Origin of the sequence: Kribbella sp. DT2 (genome assembly GCF_049844575.1) — a bacterium.
GTDB lineage: Bacteria > Actinomycetota > Actinomycetes > Propionibacteriales > Kribbellaceae > Kribbella.
Window position 1 is genome coordinate 297,293 of the sequence record NZ_JBNCLH010000005.1, and the last position, 14,105, is coordinate 311,397.

The 14,105-nt window shown below is 69.9% G+C and carries 13 protein-coding genes; 2 read left to right on the forward strand and 11 right to left on the reverse strand.

Annotated features, from left to right (window positions below):
* Positions 1-33 precede the first annotated feature (33 nt).
* From ACLQ2O_RS22955 to ACLQ2O_RS22970, 4 genes are all read right to left on the reverse strand, one after another.
* Positions 34-588 carry a TetR family transcriptional regulator gene (locus tag ACLQ2O_RS22955; RefSeq protein ID WP_425834632.1) on the reverse strand — a complete coding sequence of 185 codons (555 nt, stop codon included), beginning with the start codon at positions 586-588 and terminating at the stop codon, positions 34-36.
* Positions 585-2,000, reverse strand: coding sequence for an MFS transporter (locus ACLQ2O_RS22960; protein WP_425834634.1), 1,416 nt, complete (start codon positions 1,998-2,000; stop codon positions 585-587). The genes ACLQ2O_RS22955 and ACLQ2O_RS22960 overlap by 4 nt, the downstream gene beginning before the upstream one ends.
* A 413-nt stretch (positions 2,001-2,413) precedes the next feature.
* Positions 2,414-3,787, reverse strand: coding sequence for a S1C family serine protease (locus ACLQ2O_RS22965; RefSeq protein WP_425834636.1), 1,374 nt, complete (start codon positions 3,785-3,787; stop codon positions 2,414-2,416).
* 480 nt (positions 3,788-4,267) lie between these two features.
* Positions 4,268-4,900 carry a TetR family transcriptional regulator gene (locus tag ACLQ2O_RS22970; protein WP_425834638.1) on the reverse strand — a complete coding sequence of 211 codons (633 nt, stop codon included), beginning with the start codon at positions 4,898-4,900 and terminating at the stop codon, positions 4,268-4,270.
* Positions 4,901-5,003: 103 nt separating this feature from the next.
* Between ACLQ2O_RS22970 and ACLQ2O_RS22975 the strand changes: the two genes are divergently transcribed.
* Complete coding sequence (locus ACLQ2O_RS22975; protein WP_425834640.1) at positions 5,004-5,831, forward strand: oxidoreductase; 828 nt, start codon at positions 5,004-5,006, stop codon at positions 5,829-5,831.
* Here the strand turns inward: ACLQ2O_RS22975 and ACLQ2O_RS22980 are convergent.
* A complete protein-coding gene (locus ACLQ2O_RS22980; RefSeq protein WP_425834642.1) occupies positions 5,825-6,628 on the reverse strand; it encodes an alpha/beta fold hydrolase in 804 nt (267 codons plus the stop codon). The two genes, ACLQ2O_RS22975 and ACLQ2O_RS22980, sit on opposite strands and share 7 nt — an antisense overlap.
* Positions 6,629-6,638: 10 nt before the next feature.
* Positions 6,639-7,571, reverse strand: coding sequence for a helix-turn-helix transcriptional regulator (locus ACLQ2O_RS22985; protein ID WP_425834644.1), 933 nt, complete (start codon positions 7,569-7,571; stop codon positions 6,639-6,641).
* A 63-nt stretch (positions 7,572-7,634) separates the two neighbouring features.
* On the opposite strand from ACLQ2O_RS22985, the gene ACLQ2O_RS22990 reads away from it, so the two are divergent.
* Positions 7,635-8,783, forward strand: a complete 1,149-nt coding sequence (locus ACLQ2O_RS22990) for an epoxide hydrolase family protein (protein WP_425834646.1) — start codon at positions 7,635-7,637, stop codon at positions 8,781-8,783.
* On the opposite strand, the gene ACLQ2O_RS22995 is transcribed toward ACLQ2O_RS22990, so the two are convergent.
* Genes ACLQ2O_RS22995 through ACLQ2O_RS23015 form a run of 5 tightly spaced genes read right to left on the reverse strand, consistent with a single transcriptional unit; the run spans position 8,764 to position 14,082 of the window.
* The gene (locus tag ACLQ2O_RS22995; RefSeq protein ID WP_425834648.1) at positions 8,764-9,183 is read right to left on the reverse strand and encodes a nitroreductase family deazaflavin-dependent oxidoreductase; all 420 of its coding nucleotides are present in this window, start codon (positions 9,181-9,183) and stop codon (positions 8,764-8,766) included. The genes ACLQ2O_RS22990 and ACLQ2O_RS22995 overlap by 20 nt on opposite strands.
* 28 nt (positions 9,184-9,211) lie before the next feature.
* A complete protein-coding gene (locus tag ACLQ2O_RS23000) occupies positions 9,212-10,120 on the reverse strand; it encodes a ribonuclease Z (protein ID WP_425834650.1) in 909 nt (302 codons plus the stop codon).
* Positions 10,121-10,124: 4 nt separating this feature from the next.
* Positions 10,125-12,413, reverse strand: a complete 2,289-nt coding sequence (locus tag ACLQ2O_RS23005; protein ID WP_425834652.1) for an aminotransferase class III-fold pyridoxal phosphate-dependent enzyme — start codon at positions 12,411-12,413, stop codon at positions 10,125-10,127.
* 2 nt (positions 12,414-12,415) lie between these two features.
* The gene (locus ACLQ2O_RS23010) at positions 12,416-13,102 is read right to left on the reverse strand and encodes an MBL fold metallo-hydrolase (RefSeq protein ID WP_425834654.1); all 687 of its coding nucleotides are present in this window, start codon (positions 13,100-13,102) and stop codon (positions 12,416-12,418) included.
* Positions 13,102-14,082, reverse strand: coding sequence for a threonine/serine dehydratase (locus ACLQ2O_RS23015; protein ID WP_425834656.1), 981 nt, complete (start codon positions 14,080-14,082; stop codon positions 13,102-13,104). Before ACLQ2O_RS23015 ends, ACLQ2O_RS23010 begins: the two co-directional genes overlap by 1 nt.
* Positions 14,083-14,105 lie beyond the last annotated feature (23 nt).

Below are 14,105 nucleotides of genomic sequence, written 5' to 3' on the forward strand. Positions count from 1 at the left end.
CGTTGAGCGCTCACACCAGCACAAAATGTCCAGTTAATGAGACTGCTGTCCACTTTGATCGACCAGCTGCTGCAGCGCGGGCCCGTAGAGGTCGGCGACCAGCTCCGGATCGGTGGTCGCGGCCGGCCCGGTCTTCTGCAGGGCGATCATCGCGCCGAGCCCGAGCAGGTGCGCGACGATCAGCTCGGCACGCAGCTCGCTGTCGTCACCGTCGAGCCGATCGGCGAAGGCCTGCACGACCTGCTCGCGGAACTGGTTCCGCATCCTGGCCCGCTCGTCCCCGTCACCGGCCGCGAAGACGACCCGAACCAGGAGATCGCTGTCGTTCTGGCGACGCCAGCGGATCAGCGTCAGTACGGCGTGCCGCCCGAGCGACTCGTTCGGAGCCGCCACCAGCAGCTCCCCCGCACCGCTGAAGTCGGCGACCACGTCGAACAGCTGATCCTTGCCGCCGAAGTGCTTGACGATCAGCGAGGCGCTGACACCGGCGTCGGCGGCGATCCCACGCAACGTCACCGCGGAGTACGGCTGCCGGGCGAACGCCCGCCAGGCGGCCCGAAGAATCGCCTGCCGGCCGGCGTCGTTCACGCTTTCACCGGAGTCGGCACGGCGGCCTGGCGGCGGGCCGGGATCAGCAGGGTCAGACCGACCGCCACGAGCGCGGCTGCGCCGGCGATCACGAAGACGATCAGGTACGCGCTGAGCTTCGGGGCGGTGTGGCCGGCGTTCGTCGCCACCACCGCGGTCAGCACCGTCGCCACGATCGCGCTGCAGACTGCCTGGCCGATCGTGCGCATCAACGTGTTGAGGCCGTTCGCCGCGGCCGTTTCGGTCACCGGGACAGCATGCATGATCAGGGCGGGCAACGCCGAATACGCGACCGCGGTCCCGGCCGACACCACGGTCGCGCCGGCCACGATCGCGAACAGGTTCTCGCTGGTGAACAGGCGCACGACGTACCCGACGGCCATCAGCGCCGAGGCAACCGCGAGCGTGAACCGCGGCCCGCGGGCAGCGGAGATCCGGGCCGAGACCGGCGACAGCAGAACCATCGCGATCCCGCCGGGCAGCAGGCACAGACCGCTCACCACGATCGACGCGCCGAGCCCGTACCCGGTCGACACCGGTTCCTGGACGAGCTGCGCGGTGGACAACGAGTTCGCGTAGAAGGCGAAGCCGATCAGCAACGCGGCCAGGTTGGTGAACAAGACAGCAGGCCGCGCCGAGACGCGGAGATCGACCAGCGGGCTCGTCGTACGGAGCTCGAAGAACACCCACAACGGCACGATCAGCGCCGCCCCGGCGAAGGTCCCGATCGTGGCGGCCGACCCCCAGCCCCACGCGCTGCCCTTCGACACCGCGAGCAGCAGGCAGACCAGGAACCCACTCAGCCCCAGAGCACCCGGTACGTCGAACCGCCCTCTGGTCCGCAGCTTCGACTCGGGCACGATCAGCAGCACGACGGCGATGTCGAGCAGCCCGAGCCCGGCGCAGATCCAGAACATCGTGTGCCAGTTGGCGTACTCGACCACCAGCGTCGCGGCCGGAATACCGAACGCGGCGCCGACACCGAGCGTCGAGCTCATGATCGCGATCGACGGGATCACCCGCTCCGCGGGCAGCTCGTCCCGCAGAATGCTGATCCCGAGCGGCACCACCGCGACCGCCGCCCCCTGGAACGCGCGCCCGACCACCAGTACCGGCAACAGCGAGCTAGTTGCACAAAGCAACGACCCGAGAACCATCGAGACCAGGGCAATCAGCAGCACCTTGCGCTTGCCGTACATGTCACCGGCCCGCCCAAGCAGCGGCGTGAAAACAGCACCGGTCAGCAACGCGACCGTCACCAGCCAACTGACGTCGGCAGGCTTGCTGTGCGTCAACCCGGGCAACTCGGGCAACAGCGGTACGACGATGGTCTGCATCACCGAGACCAGCACCCCGCACGACGCGAGCGCAGACAGAATCAGACGGGGATGGGCGGTCGGCCGAACGGTCACGCAAAATCCTCACTCGCGGCAGCGACGAACAGAAGCTCACCTCTAGAGTAAACAACTGTTCACCCCAACCTCAACCGGGTTCCCCACCACACGGCACCGACACGCGAAAAACGGCAGCACTCGCGCGACGGGGAGCGCGGGCGCGGGGAGCGCGGGGAGCGGCGGGCGCGGGGAGCGGCGGGCGCGGGAGCGGGAGCGCGGGGAGCGGCGGGGCGCCGTAGCCCGGGGCGCAGGAGCGGGAGCGCGGCAGGCAGGCAGGCAGGCGCACGAGAGCGCGGAGACACCCGCGCTCGGGGAAGCAGCCGGGAGCGCGGGGCCCCGTACCGGACGTGCAGCCGGGCCCGGGGGCGCCTGAGGGGGTTAGGCGCCGGGCCGGGCCCGGTTTGTTCGGTCCGCTGGGTGTGGGGGAGGCGTCAGCGGACCGGTCCGGTGGTGAGTTCGATGTCGGCTGTGTGCCGCTGGCCGGTTTGGTCGGTCCAGGTGACGGAGACCTTGTCGCCCGGGTGGTGCTGGTCGAGCGCGGTGGCCAGCGCCTCGGGCGAGCTGACCGTCGTACCGCCGAGGGAGGTGATCACGTCGCCGGCCGCCAGGCCCGCTTCGGACGCCTTGCCGTTGGCGACCACGTCGTTGACGACCGCGCCCTGGGCGCCGTTGGTCAGGACGGTGATGCCGAGCATCGGGGAGTCGCCGATGTGGACGTCGGCCGAGGACTGGCCGGCCTCGATCTGGTCCGCGATCGCCATCGCCGCGTTGATCGGGATCGCGAAGCCCTGGGTCTGGCCGGCGCCGTTGCCCTGGTCGCCCTGGCCATCGTCGCCCTGGCCCTGCTGGCCCTGGCCATTGCCCTGATCCTGACCATTGCCCTGGCTCTGGCCGTTGCCCTGCCCCTGGTCGTTGCCGAACCCACCGAAGCCGTTGCCGTCACCGAAGCCGCCCTCACCAGTGCCGGAGCCCGGGTTGCTCGGGTCGAAGGCCGTCTGGCGACCGTTCTGGTTGCCGTTTCCCCCGGAGCCGGCGGTGTCGACGCCGATCACCTCACCGGCCGCGTTCGCCAGCGGGCCGCCGGAGTCGCCGGCCTGGATGTTCGCGTCGGTCGCGATCAGGCCGGTCAGGTTCTCCGGGTCCTGCCCGGACTCGTCGGTCGCGGTGATCGCCTGGTTCAGCGCCGTCACCTCGCCGGCCGCGTAGCTCGGCGTACCCCCCTTGCCGCCGGCATTGCCGATCCCGACCACGTCGTCGCCGACCTTGACCGTCGAGGAGTCGCCGATCTTGGCGGTCTGCAGCCCGGAGGCGTCCTTCAGCTTCAGTACGGCGATGTCGTGGTTGTCGTCGTACCCGACAACGCTCGCCTGGTACGTCTTGCCGTCGCCGACGTTCACCACGCTGATCTGCGTCGCGCCCTCGACGACGTGGTGGTTGGTGAGCACCTCACCGTCCGGCGTCAGCACGATCCCGGTCCCGGCGGCGCGCGCTCCCTCGTACCCGAGCACGGTGTTGACGTTCACGAGCCCGGGCGACACCTTCGCGGCGACGGCGGACGGTGTCATGACCTGGGCCAGCTGCGAGGAGTTCGCCACGTGCTGGTCGATGCCCCACGCCACCGATCCGGCCACGAGCGCGGCGGCGAGACCGAACGCGCCGACCATCGCCGGCACCCGGCGGCGCCGCTTCGGCGGCTGCGGCTGGTACGGCGGCTGCCACGGCCCCGGCTGCGGGTACCCGTACGACACGTAGCCGTGCGGCGGGTAACCACCCTGCTGCTGATTCTGCTGCCCCTGCTGGTCCATCGTCCCTGCGCCTCCTCAGGCTGTTCCTTCCTGAGATCGAGTAGACCGCGCGGACCTGAGAACGCCATCGGACCAGTAGAGGAATCACCTGAGAATCCGGTGTGTGCCACAACACACGCCCAGGGCAACTACTTCAGCAGCCGCCCAACAGCTCGTCGCCGTACCGGCCGTCCGACCGACTGAGCGCGTCCATCACACCCCCCGCCCGTGCCCCGCCACTTCGCGCTTTGAGCACCACCCAGCTACCGATTCGCACGAATGCGGCTGCGCCGTGCCCAAGGTCGCCCCCGGCCACCCACGGGGCCACCCACCACCGCGCCCACTGCCGCCGTTCAGGACGACTGCAGCCGAATGTCACGACTGGCGCAGTACACCGCATCAGTCATCGAACTACGCGTCAGTCGTGAAACAACGCATCAGTCAACGCACCCTGGGACGGCGGATGCGCACCGACGGCCCCACGACACACGCCGTGGGCAGCTACTTCAGCAGCCGCCCGACCGCCTCAACCACCGCGCGCCGACGTACCGGCTGAGCCGGCACCGCGGACTCGAACTCCGGGTTCATCGAGGACCAACTCGTCGCGATCGCCTGCACCAGCGACAGCAGCTCGACCGCACTGAAGTCACTCACCACAGCGCCGGACCCCAGAGCCCGCTCCAGCTCGTCGAGCCGAGCCGTGTTGACATCGAGCACAGCCTCTAGCCGCGCACTCCCCGGCCGCTCCAGCCGGTACCAAACCGCCAGCCGCAGGTGCTCCGGGCGCTCCTCGAAGTAGTCGAACACCCGCCCCGCGTACGCCGGCAGGTCGTCCGCACTGAACCCGACCTCAGCCAGGTAGGCCTCGACGTACGCCGTGAACACCGCGTCGAACAGCCCGTCCTTGTTCCCGAAGTAGGCGTAGATCATCGCCTTGTTGCACCCGGCGACCTCGGCGATCTTGTCCACCCGAGCCCCCGCGATCCCGAACTTGGCAAACTCATCAGTCGCCGCCACCAGAATCTGTCCCCGAGTCCGCTCGGCGTCACGAGTCTTCCGCCGACCCCGGACCGGCCGCACCCGCCCCGCTATCCCGCTGTCCGGCATCGGTCCGTCCAGCTCCTCGGGCTCCATACCAAGCAGCTTACCAACCAACTGGTCAGTTGCTTAACCGGCGGAAGGGGTGTTCCATGGATGTATCCAACCGGTCAGTTAGTTAGTGGAAGAGGGAACGAAAATGTCCAAGACGTGGCTTGTTACCGGGAGTTCTCGGGGGCTTGGGTGGGAGTTGGCGGTGGCGGCGCTCGAGGCGGGTGATCGGGTGGTGGCGACTGCTCGGCGGCCTGAGCAGCTTGGGGAGTTGGTGGCGAAGTACGGCGACCGGGTGCGGGCGGTGGCGCTTGACGTGACCGACGCGGCGGCTGCGCGGGCTGCTGTGCAGGTGGCGGTGGATGCGTTCGGCGGGCTCGATGTGGTGGCCAACAACGCCGGCTACGCGAACAGTGTGGCGATCGAGGAGATGGGTGAGGACGACTTCCGGGCGCAGGTGGAGACGAATCTGTTCGGGGTGGTGAACGTGACGCGGGCAGCGTTGCCGGTGTTTCGGGGGCAGCGGGGCGGGCACTTTCTGCAGTTCTCGTCGGTTGGTGGGCGGGTCGGTGGGACGCCGGGGATGGGTGCTTACCAGACCGCGAAGTTTGCCGTCGAGGGGTTCAGCGAGGTGCTGAGCAACGAGGTCAGGCCGTTCGGTGTGAAGGTCACCATCGTCGAGCCCGGCGCCTTCCGGACCGACTGGGGTGGTTCGTCGATGACGATCCCGCCGGTCGGCGCGGACTACGAGTCGACGGTCGGCGCGATGAACACCTACCGCCGCGAGAACGACGGCAAGCAACCCGGCGACCCCGCCAAGGCCGCTCGTGCGATCGTCGATGTGGTTGCCCTCGACAACCCGCCGCTGCGGCTTCTGCTCGGCAAGGACGCGCTCGAAGCGACCCGCAAGTCGTCGGCCGCGCGCGCCGCCGAGGCCGAGCAGTGGGTCCACATCAGCACCTCGACGAACTACTGAACCAAGAACTCCTCGATCAAAGCGTTCACCTCGGTCGGGTTCTCCAGCGCGGCCAGGTGCGCCGTCTTCTCCAGTACGACGAACCGCGCGCCCGGGATCGCGTCGGCCATCACCCGTGTCTCCGCGACCGGGAAGGTCGCGTCCTCCCGCCCGGCCACGACCAGCACCGGCGCCTTGATCGACGCGAACAGCTCCCGCTGGTCCGGCCGCCGCGGGACGACGCTGGTCACCGCGTGCCGGACCGAGGAAACGTCGGCCCGCGACGCGAGATCGTTGACGACGGCAACAACCGCGGGACGTTCCCGTTTGGTGGTCGGCCCGAGGAACGCGTCCCGCACCGGCCCCACCAACGGCCCGCGCATCCCACCCAGCAGACGCGCCGAGACAACCAGCAACGGGTACTCGATCCGATGCCGCACCCCGGCCGGCGAAGCGGTCGCGTTCATCAGCACGGCCCGATCGACCCGCTCGGGGTGCAGCGCGGCGAACGTCCCGCCGATCATCCCGCCCCACGAGTTGCCGACCAGGTGCGCCCGCTCGATGCCCAGGGCATCGAGAATCTCCACCACCACCTGCGCACACTCGGTAAAACTGAACGCCCGCGTCAAGGGGCTGCTCCCACCGTGCCCCGGCGGATCCACCAGTACGACGCGGAACCGGTCGGCGAAGTACGACGCCTGGGCGTTCCACAGCGTCCCGTCCATCAGCAGACTCGGCCAGCACACCATCGCCGGCCCCTCGCCCCCGACCCGTAGCCGGATCCGCCCGAGCACCGTCTCGACGTACTGGTCTTCCATGAGCGGGACCTTAAGCCCCCGCAAGCCGCGCCGCTACTGTCCGGGCATGCTCGGCGACCTCGGGTGGTGAGACGACCTCGAACGCGAAGCCCAGCAGGCCCATGTGGAGCACGAGCTCGTCCATGGAGTTCGAGCCGGTCCGCACCAGACAGCTCTGCTCGTCAACGGCCTCCACGGAGGCAACCGACGAAGCCAGCCGGTCGGCCACGGAGGCAGCCGGCGCGTGCATCCGGAAGACGGCTTGGTAGCGGTAGGCCCCGGACGCGATCCCGGCGCCGACCGACGAAAGCTCCGGCACCTCGCGCGGAGTGAACCGCGGCCCGGTCGGAACGCGCAGCACCATCCGATCCAGCCGGTAAGTCCGCCAGTCCGAGCGATCGAGATCCCAAGCCGTCAGGTACCACCGCCGCCCGGTGTGAACGAGCCGATGCGGCTCCGTCGTCCGCACACTCGCCGTACCGTCATGGGCCGAGTAGTCGAACCGCAACCGCTGACGATCCCGGCACACCGCGGCCACCGCCAGCAAAACCTCCGGGTCGACCACAGCCCCCTGCCCAACCGGTACGGCGGCCGACTGCAACAGCCGAACCCGATGCCGCAACCGCGAAGGCAGCACCTGCTCCAGCTTCGTCAACGCCCGCACCGACGACTCTTCCAACCCAGCCACTCCCCCGGCCGCCGCACTCCGCAGCCCGATCGCCACGGCCACGGCCTCCTCGTCGTCCAGCAGCAACGGCGGCAACGACGCCCCGGCCCCCAGTCGATAGCCGGCCACGCCAGGCACAGCCTCGACCGGATAGCCGAGGGTGCGCAGCTTGTCGACGTCCCGCCGCACGGTCCGGACGCCGACGCCCAGCTCGTCAGCCAGCGTCGTACCCGACCAGTCACGCGGAGTCTGCAGCAAGGACAGCAGCTTCAGCAGCCGTGCGGAGGTTTCCAGCATGCCGCGAAGTCTGTCACCAAGCTAGGACCGAAGCTGTCCTAACCGGCTGAAACAGTCGAAGGCATGACGATCACCCCGTTCCGCATCGACATCCCGCAGACCACGCTCGACGACCTGCAGAGCCGGCTCACCAACACTCGGCTCCCGGCCAAGCTGCCGGGTGACGGCTGGGACACCGGCGTGCCGGTCAGCTGGCTGGGCGACCTGGTCGACTACTGGCGCACCGAGTACGACTGGCGCAAGGTCGAGCAGCAGCTCAACGAGTTCCCGCAGTACACGACCGAAATCGACGGGCAACGGATCCACTTTCTGCACGTCCGCTCGCCCGAGGCGGACGCGTTGCCGCTGCTGCTGACGCACGGGTGGCCCGGCTCGTTCATCGAGTTCGTCGACCTGATCGGCCCGCTGACCGACCCGGTCGCGCACGGCGGGGAGGCGGGCGACGCCTTTCACTTGGTGATCCCGTCGCTGCCCGGCTTCGGGTTCTCGACGCCGGTCGCGAGCGACGGCTGGACCACCAAGCGGATCGGCCGGGCCTGGGCCGAGCTGATGAGCCGGCTCGGTTACGAGCGGTACGGCGTACAGGGCGGTGACATCGGGGGCGCGGTCTCGCCACAGGTCGCGCGCGAAGACCGCGAGCGCGTCGTCGGCGTGCACGTGAACGGCGGGCCGGCGATTCCGCCGTACCCGCTGCCGGACGAGGAGCTCGCGACGCTCACGCCGCTCGAGCAGGACCGGGTCGCGCGGGTCGGCGCGTTCATGCACGAGGAGTTCGGCTACATCGCGATCCAGTCGACCCGCCCGCAGGCGCTGGCGTACGGGCTGGTCGACTCACCGGTCGGGCAACTGGCCTGGATCATGGACAAGTTCCGCGAGTGGACCCACCCGCGGGCGACGCTGCCGGACGAGATCATCGGGCGCGACAAGCTGCTCACGAACGTGATGATCTACTGGCTGACCGGTTCGGCCGGCAGTTCAGCGTACGTCGGCTACGCGCAGGGCGGCGCCTGGGGCGCGCAGCTGGAGAACTCCGGCGTCCCGACCGCGGCGATCGTGTTCGCCCACGACGTCGGCATCCGCCGGTACGCCGAGCAGGAGAACACGATCACCCGCTGGACCGACGTCGACCACGGCGGTCACTTCGCGGCGCTCGAGGAGCCGGAGCTCCTGCTCAGCGACGTCCGGGCGTTCTTCAGGACCGTTCGAGGATGACGATCGGGATCTGGCGGTCGGTGCGCGTGGTGTAGGTGTTGTAGTCGGGCCACACCTCGACCATTTTCGGCCAGATCTTCGCGCGCTCCTCTTCGGAGGCGACGCGGGCGTGCGCGGCGAACCGGTCGCCCTTGATCTGCACCTTCACGTCGGGGTTCGCCTCGAGGTTGAAGTGCCAGCCCGGGTGCGCCTGGGCGCCGCCGTTGGAGGAGACGATTGCGTAGCCGCCCTCGACCTCGCGGTAGATCAGCGCGTTCTTGCGCTCCTCGCCGGACTTGCGGCCGACGGTGGTCAGGACCAGGATCGTCGCGCCGTGGTCGCCCCAGGTGTACCCCACCGCGCCGTCGCTGTCCTCATAAGCCTTGATGTGCTCGGCTCCGTACAGTGCTTGTTCTGCCATACCGTCTGTAGCCACCCGGCCACGGGTTCTATTCCCGCCGCGGCACCGCTACGCGGGCCAGGTCGGCGGCGATCACGACCTCACCGTCGAACTCCGCCCGCGCCTCCTCCTCGAAGGGCGTCATGTCGGTGTAGCGCTGCGAGAAATGCGTCAGCACGAGCGTCCGTACGCCGCATTCCTGCGCCACCCGCGCGGCCTGCCGCGCGGTGAGATGCCCGAAGTTCCGGGCCAGCGTGGCCTCCGACGACAGGTACGTCGACTCGATCACCAGCAGGTCCGCGCCGTCGGCCAGCCGGAAGACGCCGTCGCACAGCCGCGTGTCCATCACGAACGCGAACCGCTGCCCGCGCCGCGGCTCGCTGACCTGCTCGACCGTGACCGTGCGACCGTCCACCACCAGCGATCCCGCCGCCTGCAACCGCCCGACCGCGGGACCATGCACGCCGTACGCCGCCAACTGGTCCGGCAGCATCCGCCGGCCGTCGGGCTCGATCAGCTGGTACCCGAACGCCTCGACCGGGTGCTCGAGGCGTCGTACCCAGAGCTGTCCGAACGAGCCGACCGACAGCAGCCCTTCCTCGTCGATCGGCTCCTCGCGCAGCTCGGCCCGCTCGAAGAACGACGCGGCGTACCGCAACCGCGTGAAGTACTCCTGCCCGGACGCGGGGTAGTGCGCGTGCACCGGGTGCGGCACGCCGTCGAGCGACAGCCGCTGCACAACACCCGGTACGCCGAGGCAGTGGTCGCCGTGGAAGTGCGTGACGCACAACCGCGTGATCGCGCCGGCCGCGACCCCGGCGTACAGCATCTGCCGCTGGGTGCCCTCGCCCGGATCGAACAGGAAGCCCTCGGAGTCCCACCGCAGGAAGTAGCCGTTCTGGTTCCGCTCACGCGAGGCGACCTGGCTGCCGGTGCCCAGCACAACTAGTTCGCGCACGCCCTCACAGTAGTGCGAACGCCTTCAGGAAGATCTCGACGTGCTCGGTCTGCCAGATCAACGGCGGCCGGACCTTGAGCACCTGACCACCAGGACCGGTCGTTCCGACCAGTACGCCGTGGTCGCGCAGCCGCTCGGCGAGCTCCTCCGCGGTGACCCCGGCCTCGGAGGGGATCTCGACGCCGACCATCAAGCCCTGGCCTCGCACCCGAACGGCCGGATGGATCGCAGGCGCCAGCTCGGTCAGCCCGGCGGCGAGCTGCGCACCGACCTCGCCGGAGCGCGCGACCAGGTCCGACTCCTCGATCACGTCGAGCACCGTGTTCGCCGCGGCACAGGAGACAGGGTTGCCACCGAACGTGCTGAAGAACTCGTCGACCCCGGCGAACTGCTCGGCGATCTCGCGGCGGGTGATCAGTGCGGCGACCGGGTGCCCGTTGCCCATCGGCTTGCCCAGCGTGACGAAGTCCGGCGTCAGTCCGTAGTCCTCGAACCGCCACAGGTGCCGCCCGCCGCGACCGAACCCGGCCTGCACCTCGTCGGCGAGGAACAGCCCGCCGGCGGCCCGCACCTCGTCCTGCAGCCCGCGCATGAAATCACCGGTCGGCGTCAAGATCCCAGCGCTGCTGAACACCGAGTCGACGGCGAGCAACGCGACCTCATGTCCCTGCAATTCCGAACGGCCGGCGCGAACTCGTTGCCTGGCGTCCTCCTCGGTCGGCTGCCGCCCGTCGGCGTCGGTCCGCGGTGCCTCGAACGTGCCGACGTGCGCCGGGCGCGCGGACGGCGGGTAGGTGTTGGTCGAGAACGCCGTCGTCGCCTCGCTCACGCCGTGGTACGCGAGATCTGCCGCGAGCGCTCCCGACCGTCCGGTGACGATCCGCGCCATCCGCCAGGCCAGGTCGTTGGCCTCGCTCCCGGAGTTCATGAACACGCAGGTGTCCAGCCCGTCCGGCATCGACGCGGTCAGCCGCTCGGCCAGCTCGATCGCGTGCGGGTGCAGGTACCGCGAGTGCACATTCAGTACGCCGGCCTGCCGCGCGATCGCCTGCACCACGGCGGGATGCGCGTGCCCGACGACGGGAACGTTGTTGTAGGCATCGAGGTAACGCTTGCCGTCGGCCCCTTCGATCCAAGCCCCTTCAGCCCGGACCGCCTGCAACGGCTTCCGATAGAACAGCGGCGACAACGTCCGCCCGCCGAACACCGAGTCCCGGCGCCCGAGCAGGGCAGGCTCCGCCGAAACGTCGACGCGCGACGTGCCACAGATCCGGTGGAACCGATCGGCCAGTTCCCGCGGATCCAGATCGGCCCACAGATCCAGCACGTGCCAGCTCCCGGCGACGAGGCTGGTCAGGTACTCCTCGTTGCCCGGGTACAGCGGCGCCCGCCAGGCCGAGATCAGCGTGCTCGCCGCACACCGCGCAAGCACCAGCTCCCCGATCAGCTCGACCTCCTCCGGCTCCAGCGGAAGCACCCGCTGGTACGCGTCGAGGAACTCCCGCGCGGCCGGCCACGGATCGTCCGACTCCCGCAGCAACGAGGTCAGGCTGATCGCCAGGTCCGCGACCCGCGCGGTGTGGTGCATGTCGCCGAAGTCGATCACCCCGTCGATGCCGTCGGCACCGAGCAGCACGTTGCTCAACGTCACGTCGGCGTGCAGGACGAAGGCCGGCAGCTTGGCCGTTGCCTCAGGCAATGACTCGAAACGGTCGAGCAACCGCTGCATCGGAGCCCGGCGGCGCTCCTCGGGCAGGCGTTCGGCGTACTGGCGCAGGGAGGAGACGATGCGTGGATCCCAGTCCAGCCGGCGATGCGCCGCCGGGTCGCCGAAGCCCTGCAGCGCCTTGACCAGCCGGGCACAAATGGTCCCGAACGACGCCGCGAACCAGCTCGGCAGGCGCACCAGATCGCCGACCTGACCAGGCATCACCGTCATCAACCGGGTCAGGTGCTCGCGGCCGTCCTCGGCCTCGGCCAGGACCACCGAGCTGCCGTCGAGCGCCGTGAGCAACCGCGGGATCGGGAGCCCGGGATCGGTCACCTCGACGTGCCGCATCGCCGCGCTCTCCATCGCGATCTGCGCCGGGTCGTCGCCGGTGTTGGAGATCTTCAGCACCAGCTCGCGCCCGTCGTCGGCGACCGCGAGGAAGTTGCGGTCCCGCTCGCTGCGCAGCATCCGCAGCTCGGCACTGATCCCGTACGCCGACCGCAGTAGTGCGGCCGCCGCGGCGACGCTCACCTCGGGCGGATCCTCGACCATGCTCGGGGTCTGGCCGGCTGCTGTCTCCACGCTCACTCCTTCACGCCGCTGAACACCAACGGCGTCCGTGCCCGCGCTGTCTCGAAGGCTCCGTCGGCGGTCCGCCGGAGCAACTGATCGTGTCCCGGCTGGACGAAGTCCGCCAGACCGGCGACCCGCGCGATCGACGCGTTCGCCTGCTCCGGGTCGGTCGGCTGCCCGGACGCCTGACCGGACCGCAGCACCTTCAGCGTCGGTACGGCGTCGCCGGTCAGCACGACGGTCCCCTCGTCGGTCGCGACGGTGAGCCCGATCGATCCGGGCGTGTGCCCGGGCAGCTCGATCACGTGCACGCCGGGCAGGACTTCCTCACCCTCGGCGGTCTCGGTGACCTTCAGCCCGGCCAGCACCGAGCTCGTCCAGCTCGGGGTGTGCGGTCCGGCCGGGTTCGCCAGGAACGTCAGCTCGGCGGGATGCACCAGCACCCGGCTCCGGTGGAACAGGTCGACGTTCTGGATGTGGTCCCAGTGCCCGTGCGACAGCACGACGGTGTCGATGTCGGCGGGCTCGAGGTCGCGCTCGGCCAGGACCCTGCGCAACGCCCGCCGTCGGCCGACGTGCCCGAAGTCGAACACGAGGCGCCGCCCTTCGCTCTCGACCAGCACGATCGAGCAGAACGCCGGACTGCCCTGGTCGGACGACAGCGAGTACCCGTTGAGCAGCGAGGTGTAGGTCGGCATCAAGACAGGGCAGCGACAAGCGTGCTCGCCGAGATGTTGCCGCCGCAGGACACGATCGCGACCCGCTTGCCTTCCAGCTCGGTACGCCGGGCGCGCGCCGCGGCGAACGCCATCGCGGCAGACCCTTCGATCAGCTGGTGCTCGGTGTCGATCACCATCCGCAGCGCGGCGGCGATCGCGTCCTCGCTGACCAGCACCCAGTCGTCGACCAGCTCACGGCACAGCGCGAACGTGATGCTGCCCGGCTCGACGCTGCCGGCCGTCCCGTCGGACAGGCTCTCCTGCGGCTCGACCTGGACGATCTCCCCGGCGACGACCGAGGCCGCCATCGGCGCTTCGCGCACCGGCGACGCACCGATCACCTGGATCCCCGGCCGGTGCTTCTTCAGTACCGACGCGATCCCGCTGACCAGCCCACCGCCGCCGACCGCGACGACCACCGCGTCCAGCGGCTGACCGGCCAGCTGCTCGAGGATCTCCACCCCGGCCGTGCCCTGCCCGGCGATCGTGTCGGGGTCGTTGTACGGCGAGACGTAGACGAGATCGTGCTCGGCGGCGTACGCCCGTGCCTTCGGCTCCAGCACGCCGGAGTCGAACCCCTCGGCGCGCAGCTCCAGCCCGAACCGGCGCAGCGCGGCGACCTTGCCGGCCGCCGCGTTCTCCGGCAGGTAGACGATGCCGCGACCGCCGAGCGTCGCCAGCGCGTTGCCGACCCCGAGCCCGTGGTTGCCGGTCGACGCCGTCACCACGCCGCGCTCACGCTGCTCGTCGGTGAGCGTGAGGATCTTCGCCATCGAGCCACGCGCCTTGAACGAGCCGGTGCGCTGCTGGTGCTCGCACTTGACCAGCACCTCCGCGCCGAGCTCCTCGCTGAACGCCTCGTAGCGCACCAGCGGCGTGACCGGCAGGTGCCGGCGGAGCTTGGGCGCGGCCTGCTCGGACCGGGCCGCGATCTCGGCGGGGGTCGGTGCTTCAGTCATTCAAGGTCTCCCTGTTCGGAGGT